General features: G+C 54.3%; 9 protein-coding genes. All 9 read right to left on the reverse strand.

Features of this window, described 5'->3' with window-relative positions; translation table 11 throughout:
* The coding region (locus tag OEL57_RS10260) for a GDP-mannose 4,6-dehydratase (RefSeq protein ID WP_300740318.1) at nt 1-438 on the reverse strand (438 nt) is incomplete at its 3' end.
* Complete coding sequence (gene rfbF, locus OEL57_RS10265) at nt 423-1,193, reverse strand: glucose-1-phosphate cytidylyltransferase (protein WP_300740321.1); 771 nt, start codon at nt 1,191-1,193, stop codon at nt 423-425. The genes OEL57_RS10260 and rfbF, both read right to left, overlap by 16 nt.
* A gap of 71 nt (nt 1,194-1,264) precedes the next feature.
* Entirely contained in the window at nt 1,265-2,146 is an 882-nt protein-coding gene (gene rfbA / locus OEL57_RS10270) for a glucose-1-phosphate thymidylyltransferase RfbA (protein WP_300740323.1), read from the reverse strand.
* Between the two features lie 22 nt (nt 2,147-2,168).
* Entirely contained in the window at nt 2,169-3,185 is a 1,017-nt protein-coding gene (locus OEL57_RS10275) for an NAD-dependent epimerase (RefSeq protein ID WP_300740339.1), read from the reverse strand.
* 3 nt (nt 3,186-3,188) lie between these two features.
* Complete coding sequence (gene ilvA / locus OEL57_RS10280; protein WP_300740341.1) at nt 3,189-4,397, reverse strand: threonine ammonia-lyase; 1,209 nt, start codon at nt 4,395-4,397, stop codon at nt 3,189-3,191.
* Nucleotides 4,398-4,429: 32 nt separating this feature from the next.
* Nucleotides 4,430-6,640, reverse strand: coding sequence for an ATP-dependent helicase (locus OEL57_RS10285; RefSeq protein WP_300740326.1), 2,211 nt, complete (start codon nt 6,638-6,640; stop codon nt 4,430-4,432).
* A 31-nt stretch (nt 6,641-6,671) separates the two neighbouring features.
* Nucleotides 6,672-7,652: an RluA family pseudouridine synthase gene (locus OEL57_RS10290; RefSeq protein WP_300740329.1), complete on the reverse strand. Its 981-nt coding sequence runs from the start codon at nt 7,650-7,652 to the stop codon at nt 6,672-6,674.
* Between the two features lie 70 nt (nt 7,653-7,722).
* A complete protein-coding gene (locus OEL57_RS10295; RefSeq protein WP_300740334.1) occupies nt 7,723-7,986 on the reverse strand; it encodes a hypothetical protein in 264 nt (87 codons plus the stop codon).
* Between the two features lie 78 nt (nt 7,987-8,064).
* Nucleotides 8,065-9,231: a trypsin-like peptidase domain-containing protein gene (locus OEL57_RS10300; RefSeq protein WP_300740336.1), complete on the reverse strand. Its 1,167-nt coding sequence runs from the start codon at nt 9,229-9,231 to the stop codon at nt 8,065-8,067.
* Nucleotides 9,232-9,378 lie beyond the last annotated feature (147 nt).

Consider the following 9,378-nt stretch of genomic DNA (forward strand, 5'->3'; position numbering starts at 1 on the left):
TGGCCACTCGTTGTTTTCATAGACTTTATCAGTGGTAATAACAACAATGGCCCGTACGCTAGAGGTTTTGCGACATGCCTCCAACAGATTGGCTGTGCCGATGACATTTGTGGACCAAGTCTCCAGAGGATCACGGTAGGAGCGCCTCACCAGAGGTTGAGCAGCTAGATGGAAGACTATTTCCGGTTGCGTACGTTCCAGGCACGAGGAGAATGCAGCATAATCGCGGATATCAGTGAGGTCTTCTGATATATTGAGGTTGAGTAAACCCCAATGACTAGGTTTTGTTTCCGGAGGCAGGGCTAGTCCACTCAATTTAGCGCCTAATTCTGAAAGCCAAAGCGAGAGCCAGCTACCCTTAAAGCCGGTATAGCCGGTAACCAGCACATTCCGGCTGCGATAGATATCACCGAATTGTTGCATTACCAGACCTTCCATGGCGCCTGCCCAGTAGTCCAAAGCTCTTCAAGATGGTTTTTATCTCGTAGCGTATCCATTGGTTGCCAGAAGCCAGTATGTTCAAAGGCCATCAATTCATTCATTTGGGCCAGCTGATTAACCGGTGCACCTTCCCAACTGGTGGAATCACCTTCAATCAGGTCGAGACATTTAGGCGAGAGAATGAAAAAACCACCGTTTATGAGCCCACCGTCACCACGAGGTTTTTCTGTAAACCCAGTTACCTGCTTGCCTTCAAGCTGGATTGCTCCATAGCGACCAGGAGGCTGAACAGCTGCAATGGTTGCTAATTTACCGTGTTTTTGGTGAAAATAAATTTCAGCGGAAATATCAATATCGGCGACACCATCCCCGTAGGTGAAGCAGAAGGCTTCTTCGCCTTCAAGGTAACTTGCAATCCGCTTAAGACGTCCACCAGTCAGGGTTTCATCGCCGGTATCCACCAACGTCACACGCCAGGGTTCAGCATTTTGCTGATGTACCTCCATTTGATTGTTTAGCATGTCAAACGTAACATCAGACATATGCAGGAAGTAGTTGGCAAAATATTCCTTGATTATATAACCTTTGTAGCCACAACAGATGATGAAGTCATTGACTCCGTGAGATGAATAAATCTTCATGATGTGCCAGAGAATTGGTTTACCGCCGATCTCTATCATCGGCTTGGGTTTAAGGTGTGTTTCTTCACTGATGCGAGTGCCGAGACCGCCGGCTAGAATTATGGCTCTCATATCCAGAAAACCTCTTTTTTATCTATTTCTTTATAATTAAATGATAACCACGTTTTTTAACTCCAAAAAAGTTAAAGAACTCGCTCATTCAGCAGTCTTATAAGATACTGTCCATAGCCGTTTTTTGCAAGTGGTATGGCGAGTTGCTCAAGTTGTCTATCATCAATCCATCCCTGCCTCCAGGCAATCTCTTCCGGGCAGGCAACTTTAAGCCCTTGGCGATTTTCGATGGTGGCGATGAATTGTCCAGCCTCCAGCAGGCTTTCATGGGTGCCGGTGTCCAGCCAGGCATAGCCGCGCCCCATGATCTCTACTGATAAATTCCCCTCATCAAGGTACAGCCGGTTAAGGTCCGTGATCTCCAGTTCTCCACGGGGAGATGGTTTCAGGTTTTTAGCTCGTTCAACCACGCTGTTGTCGTAGAAATAGAGGCCGGTAACCGCATAGTTTGATTGTGGTTTTAGTGGCTTTTCTTCGAGGCTGACCGCTTTGCCTGCTTTATCGAAGGCGACTACACCGTACCGCACTGGATCATTGACATGGTAGGCAAAAACCGAAGCCCCTGATTCCTGTTGCATGGCACTGCTCAGCAGGTGAGGGAAGTCATGGCCGTAGAAGATGTTGTCACCCAGAACCAGTGCGGATGGGCTGTTGCCAATAAACTGTTCGCCGATGATGAAGGCCTGGGCCAAGCCATCCGGGCTGGGTTGTACAGCATATTGCAGTTCCAGTCCCCACTGGCTGCCGTCTCCCAGAAGCTGTTCAAAGCGAGGGGTGTCCTGCGGTGTTGAGATGATCAGTATTTCGCGTATGCCAGCCAGCATCAGGGTGCTGAGCGGGTAGTAGATCATCGGTTTGTCATAGACCGGCAGTAGTTGCTTTGATACAGCCAGGGTTGCGGGATGCAGACGGGTGCCAGCCCCGCCAGCCAGGATAATGCCTTTTCTGTGCATGCTCACGTTCCTTTCGCAGGAGCTACGCCGGGAGTTTGTAGTAATCACGATACCAGCGGACAAAGTATTGAATTCCTTCTTCAATGGTGGTGGCAGGTCTGAATCCGGTGTCAGCCGCCAGGTCATCTATATCAGCAAAGGTAACAGGCAGATCTCCGGCCTGCATCGGCAGGAAATTTTTCTGAGCAGTTTTACCCAGATGGCGTTCCAGAGTTTCTATAAAACGTAGTAGTTCAACCGGCTGGTTATTGCCGATATTGTAGATGCGATAGGGGGCAAAACTGGTGCCGGGATCAGGTTCTACCCCGGACCAGCCTGGATGTGGGGCTGCTGGGCAGTCTGCGGCGCGGACAATACCTTCGACGATATCATCCACATAGGTAAAATCACGCTGCATCATGCCGTTGTTAAAAATGGTGATTGGCCTGTCTTCAAGAATAGCCTTGGTAAAGGAAAAATAGGCCATATCCGGCCGACCCCACGGGCCGTAGACGGTAAAAAAACGCAGTCCGGTAACCGGCAGATTGTAGAGGCTGGCGTAGCTGTGGGCCATCAGCTCATTGGCTTTTTTGGTGGCCGCATAGAGCGAAATAGGGTGATCAACGTTCTGGTGAACGGAAAACGGTGTGACGGTGTTGGCGCCATAGACAGAGCTGGAGGAGGCAAAGACCAGATGTTTGATTCCGTTGTGGCGACAGCCTTCCAGAATACTCATAAAGCCGGTCAGGTTGCTGTCAACGTAGGCATGGGGATTTTCAAGTGAGTAGCGGACACCGGCCTGGGCAGCCAGGTGGATGACGATGTCAAACGGTTCTGAGCTGAACAGATGCTCAATCGTTGGCCGGTCTGCCAGGTCTGCCTGAATAAATCTGAAGCCGGGCAGGGATTGTAGCTGCGCAAGCCGTGCCTGTTTCAGGCTGACATCATAGTAGCTATTCAGGTTATCCAGCCCCAGGACAGCATCGCCCCGTGCCAACAGCCGCTGGCAGGTGTGAAAACCGATGAATCCGGCAGCGCCGGTAACAAGTATCCGCATAATTGCTTACTGCTCCGTTGTTACAGAATAGCCGCGCTTTGCAAGTAGCGCCAGCACTTGCTGGGCATGGTCCTGGCCGCGGGTCTCCAGCACCAGTTGCACCGCGGTGGTGCCCATCACCAGCCCTTTGGTGCGGCGATCATGGGTAATATCGTGAATATTGGCCCGGGTAAAGGCAAGGTCTGTGGCAAGGTTGGCCAGGGCGCCGGGTGTGTCCTGCATCTCGATCCGCAGCTTCAGATAGCGACCGGCTGCCAACAGTCCCCGTTCAACCACCAACGCCAGAGTGCGGACATCGATGTTGCCGCCAGAGAGCAGGCAGACGGTTTTACCCCGTACGTGCGCAACCTTGTTATTCAGCAGGGCGGCCAGAGCAACAGCACCGGCACCTTCCACCAGCAGTTTGCTTTTTTCCAGCAGTGCCACAATAGCCAGGGCTATTTCCTCTTCCTCCACCAACACCAGTTCATCCACCAGGTCACGTATAATCGGCATGGCCAGCTGCCCGGCCTTTTTGACCGCAATGCCATCGGCAATGGTGACGCTGAGCGGGACATCGGTAATGCAATTATCCTGCACCGCCCGGTACATACAGGGGGCTGAAGCGGTTTCAACGCCGATGATCCGCACGCGAGGATTCAGTTCTTTGATGGCAACGGCGATACCGGCCAGCAGGCCACCGCCACCGATCGGCACGACAATATTGGCGACATCCGGCAGGTCCTTGAGGATCTCCAGGCCGATGGTGCCCTGACCAGCCATCACCAGTGGATCATCAAAGGGATGGATGAATACGGTGCCGCTTTGCAGGCTGTCGGTCTGAGCAGCAGCAAAGGACTCATCAAAGTTTGCGCCGGTCAGCACCACCTCTGCCCCCAGGTCACGGGTGGCCTGCACTTTCTGAGGCGGTGTGGTTTGCGGCATGAAAATCTTGGCCGGGATTCCCAGTAGATCCGCTGCATAGGCGACACCTTGGGCATGGTTGCCTGCTGAGGCAGCCGTAACTCCCTGGGCCAGTTCACTGCGCTCATGGGCAGTCATGAAGTTCATGGCGCCACGCAGTTTAAAAGCGCCGGTAGTCTGCAGGTTTTCACATTTAAGCAGCAGTGGATAGCCTAACTGCTGGCTGAAATGGTTGGAACTGATCAGCTCAGTGTGGCGTACCCGCTTGCGAATCCGATCCTGAGCCTCCAGGATCAGTTCATAATCCAGCAGCCGTTCTGCGGCATGTTGTTTGGTTGTGTTGTTCATGCCCGCTCCAGACCGGCAAAGCGTACCATCAGTTTTTTTGGGCCGCCACTGGTAAACCAGACAACCACCTTCTGCTCGTCCCCTTTACCTTCAATTTTGCGGATGCTGCCAACCCCGAATTTGGCATGACGAACCTTGAGACCGACATAGATACCGGTGCCATAGTCATCGCTTGGTTCCGGCACCATCTCCACTTCGGCAATGGCCGAAGCCACCGCAGCAAGGTTGTGGGAGGCAGCAGGAGTAAAGGAGCTTATCTGCTGTGCTACCGGGGGCGGTTCCGGGCTATAGGAGACGTGATTGCGCTCCATCAGCTCTGCCGGGATCTCTTTTAGAAAGCGTGAAGGCAGATTGGCCTGTTCCTGGCCAAAGATCATTCTGCGCCGAGCATACAGCAGGTAAAGCCGTTCCCGCGCCCTGGTCATCCCCACATAGCAGAGTCTGCGTTCTTCTTCCATGCCGTCCTGATCATCCAGTGAGCGCACATGGGGAAAGAGCCGCTCTTCCATTCCCACCATGAAGACCGCCTTGTATTCCAGGCCCTTGGCGGCATGCAGGGTCATCAGGGTCACGGAAGGTCTGCCTGCCTCGCCCCGCTCCAGATCAGAGACCAACGCCACCTGCTCCAGAAAGTCAGCCAGACCGGCTTCAGGGTTGGCAACGCTGAACTCCTCCACAGCCGAGACCAGTTGGGCCAGGTTTTCCAGCCGTTCGCTATCCTCTTCATCCCTGCTTTCCTTGAGACGTGCCAGATAGCCGGACTCTTCCAGTATGGCTCCAACCAGCTCTGGCATGGTTGCGGTGGCAGCCAGACGACGGAAGCGCTGCAGCAGTTCCACAAAGGCGGCCACCTTGCTGCGGGGGCCGGAGCCCAGTAGGTGAGAGTCCACTGCCCGCTCAAAGGCCTCAAACAGGGTGAGCTGCCCCTGTCTGGCCAGCTCTGCCACCCGCTCCACCGTGGCAGCCCCAATCCCACGGGGCGGCACATTGACGACCCGTTTCAGCGAGACATCATCCGACGGATTTTCCAGCAGGCGCAGATAGGCCAGGATATCCTTGATCTCCAGCCGGGCATAGAACCGGACGCCGCCGACAATGTGGTACGGAATCCCTTCGGCTGCCAGCGCCTCTTCCAGCAGACGGGATTGGGCGTTGGTGCGGTAAAAAGCGGCCATTTCCGATAATGGCAGCCCCTTGCGCTGCAGCAGGGTGATCTCTGCTGAGACGAAACGGGCCTCGGCCCGGTCAGACTCCAGCCGTTCACAGCGGATTGGCTCACCATCCGGGTTATCCGTCCAGAGCGTTTTGGCCTTGCGTCCAAAGTTTCTGGCCACCACCGCCCCGGCAGCTTGCAGGATGGTGGGGGTGGAGCGGTAGTTCTGTTCCAGTCTGATGACCGACACGTTGGGAAAATCCTTTTCAAATTCAAGGATATTGCGGATGTCAGCCCCGCGCCAGGAGTAGATTGACTGGTCATCATCCCCCACCACGCAGAGATTCTGGCGTTCACCGGCCAGCAGGCGGATCAGGCGGTATTGCACCGGGTTGGTGTCTTGATATTCGTCCACCAGCAGCCACTGAAAACGGCCCTGCCAGCGGGACAAAACCTCGGGAAACAGCTCAAACAGCCGCACGGTCTGCAGGATCATGTCGCCGAAATCCAGGGCGTTGCAGCGCTTGAGCCGTTCCTGATAGGCAGCATAGGTCCTGATGAACTGCTGGTTCCAGAGATCCCCCGGCGGTAGTTGCTCCGGCAGCAGTCCCCGGTTTTTACAGTCATCAATTCGCGCACCGATGCCGTTGGCCGGATAGCGTTTGTCATCCAGATTCAGCTCTTTAATGACATCTTTCAGCAGCCGTTCGCTGTCTTTGTCATCATAAATGGCAAAGGATGGCTCATAGCCAAGCTGGTGAATCTCCTGACGAAGAATACGGCCGCAGGTAGCGTGGAAGGTGGCAATTAGCGGGGTGTCGTGGGAGCCGAGCAGGTGCTGCACCCGTTCGGCCATCTCTTTAGCTGCCTTGTTGGTAAAGGTTACGGCAAGGATGCTCCAGGGGCGGATGCCATGTTCGCGGATCAGATGCACGATCCGGTGGGTGATCACGCGGGTCTTGCCGGAACCGGCGCCGGCCAGGATTAGCAGCGGACCTTCGGTGTGCAGTACGGCCTGTTGCTGCGGTTGATTGAGATGGGCTAATAAATCCATACAGGGGTTGTAGTATCGTGTATCTGCAGCGTCAAGAAAAAGTAGAGACTACAGCAGTGGTCTCACGCAGGTAGGCCAGGATTTCGCTGAAATCATCCGGCGGTTCACTGCTGAATTCCAGGTACTGGTTGGTGACCGGATGGATGAAGCCCAGTACGCGGGCATGCAGGGCCTGCCGTCCCAGATGGGCAATCATCCCTTTAAGTTTGGTGTCTTTCAGATTGTTGAAGCGGCCACCATCCGGGTAGAGCGGATCACCCAACAGCGGCATGTTGGCCTCGGTCAGGTGGACCCTGATCTGATGGGTGCGACCGGTCTCCAGCCGCAGCTGCACCAGACTGGCTGCACCAAACCGTTCCAGCACCCGCCAGTTGGTGGTCGCCTCCTTGCCGTGCTTTGCCTTGCCTGACATCCGCAGGCGGTCGGTGGGATGACGGCCAATGCTGTTGCTGACCTTGCCGGTATCTTCATTAGGAGAACCATAGATCAAGGCCCAGTAGAGCCGCTTGATACTGTGTGCTGCAAACTGTTCTGCCAGCCCCCGGTGGGCGATATCATTTTTGGCAGCCACCAGCACGCCGGAGGTGCCTTTGTCCAGGCGATGCACAATGCCCGGCCTGATCTCGCCACCAATACCGGACAGGTCGGTACAGTGACCCAGAAGGGCGTTCACCAGGGTGCCGGAATCCACCCCTGCGCCAGGGTGGACGGTCATACCGGCCGGTTTATTGATCACGATCAGGTCATGGTCTTCATAGAGAACATCCAGGGGGATCTGCTCTGCCAGCGGCACTGCCGGTGCCGGCGGTGGTATATCAACCGTAATCTGTTCACCACCAGCCAGCTTCATTGATGAGCGTGGCTTTCCCTCGACCAGCAGCACCTGACCATCGTCAATCAGACGTTGTACCGCGGCCCGACTCAGATCCACTAATTGTGTTGCCAGAAAAGCATCCAGCCGTTGTCCGGTTGCTTCAGGCGGCACCTCAATACAATAACGAGTTATTTCCACGGACTCTCCAAACAGAAGAGGCGCGCCACCAGGACACGCCTCTCTAGGTATATACACGTTAGTTTAAACGCTACCAGATGACTGATTCAATCTTGCCAGCCCGTTTGATCAGGATATCCACCAGGGTCAGATCAAACATCCGCTCCGGGTTCAGTTCCGGGGCAACGCGCGAGTAAAAGTGTTGCCGTCCTTCTTCGATCTCTTCAGTTAGTATTTCAAAAATATTATCATTCTTGATGCCACTTTCAACCTTCTCCTGATTGTAGATCGCCACATCGGAGATAATGGCCCGTGCCAGACGTGCCGCCTGTTCCTTGGTGGTGAGGATATTCATGATTCTTCCTTTCGGAGGGAAGTCATCCAAGCATTTTGGTACTCTAGCGTAGTTTTAACGCAAAGTAAATCAAATGGCTTAACGAGTGCCCTCTTCCTGATCAGTCCGGCGCGTTGAGGCAGCAGCGTCTGCATTGTCAGGCTTAACGGTTACTGTTATTTTTCGTCCGTCTCGTAGAATCACCACCGGCAGTGCAACTCCGATACGGGTGACCGCCACCAGCTGCTGCAGATGGGACGGATCACGTACTTCGATGCTGCCAAGCATAAGTACGACATCACCCGTGCGTATGCCACCTTTTGCAGCTGGGCCATCAGCTTGCACACCAGCAATCAAGGCTCCAGTTGGTTTGGGCAAGCCCAAAGAGCGCGCCTCATCTTCGCCAACCGGTTTAATGCTGACCCCCAGCCAGGCCCTGGTCACCTTGCCCTTTTCAACCAGCTGACTGATGATCGGGCTGGCCATATTGGTGGGGATGGCAAAACCAATTCCTTGCCCCGCCGCCACAATAGCGGTGTTAATGCCCACCACCTCACCGTGGATGTTCAGCAGGGGGCCACCGGAGTTACCGGGGTTGATGGAGGCATCGGTCTGGATAAAGTTTTCGATGCTTTCAATCCCCACATTTGAACGGCCCGTAGCAGAGATGATCCCCACGGTCATGGAACGCTCCAGGCCAAACGGGTTACCAATGGCAATCGCCCATTGCCCCACCTCAATCCGGTCCGAATCTCCCAACACTGCCACCGGCAGGTCAGTGGCATCTATCTTGATCACCGCAATATCGGTCTTGGGATCGCCACCCACGACCCTGGCCTCATAGACCTTGTCGTTGGAAAGCTTGACCCGGATACTCTCTGCATCCCGAACCACATGTTCGTTGGTGACAATAAAACCATCACGGCTAATAATAAAACCTGATCCCAGGCTCCTGTTACGCCGGGCCTGGGAGCCGCCACCAAAAAACTCCTCAAACAGTGGTGGCAGGTCAGGCATGGGGCGCACCAGCTTTTTGCGGCTGATGGTGGAAATATTAACCACAATCGGGGTGACTTTTTTGGAAACCTGATTGAAGGCACGCTGGGTTGACAGGATATCAGTCGGCACATCCTTGACCGGCGCTTCTGCTTCAGCAGCAGGACGTTTTGATTTAAAAAAGAGTGGCTCATCCTTGGACGATGAACAGGCGCTAACCGAACCGATGATAAAAATCACCAGAAGAAGACGGGATAGATCTCGCATCATATTGACAACCTTGCTGAATGAAATGTATACAGAACATCATCTGTGCCGTAGAACAGGGTTAGGCTAGCTTAAAGATTACTGGCTGTCAACTGCCTGGCCCGGCATGGCAATGGCAGCACTCAGGAGGCGAATAGTGACCGATATCAA

This window comes from Trichlorobacter sp., assembly GCF_030247655.1.
Taxonomy (GTDB): domain Bacteria; phylum Desulfobacterota; class Desulfuromonadia; order Geobacterales; family Pseudopelobacteraceae; genus Trichlorobacter.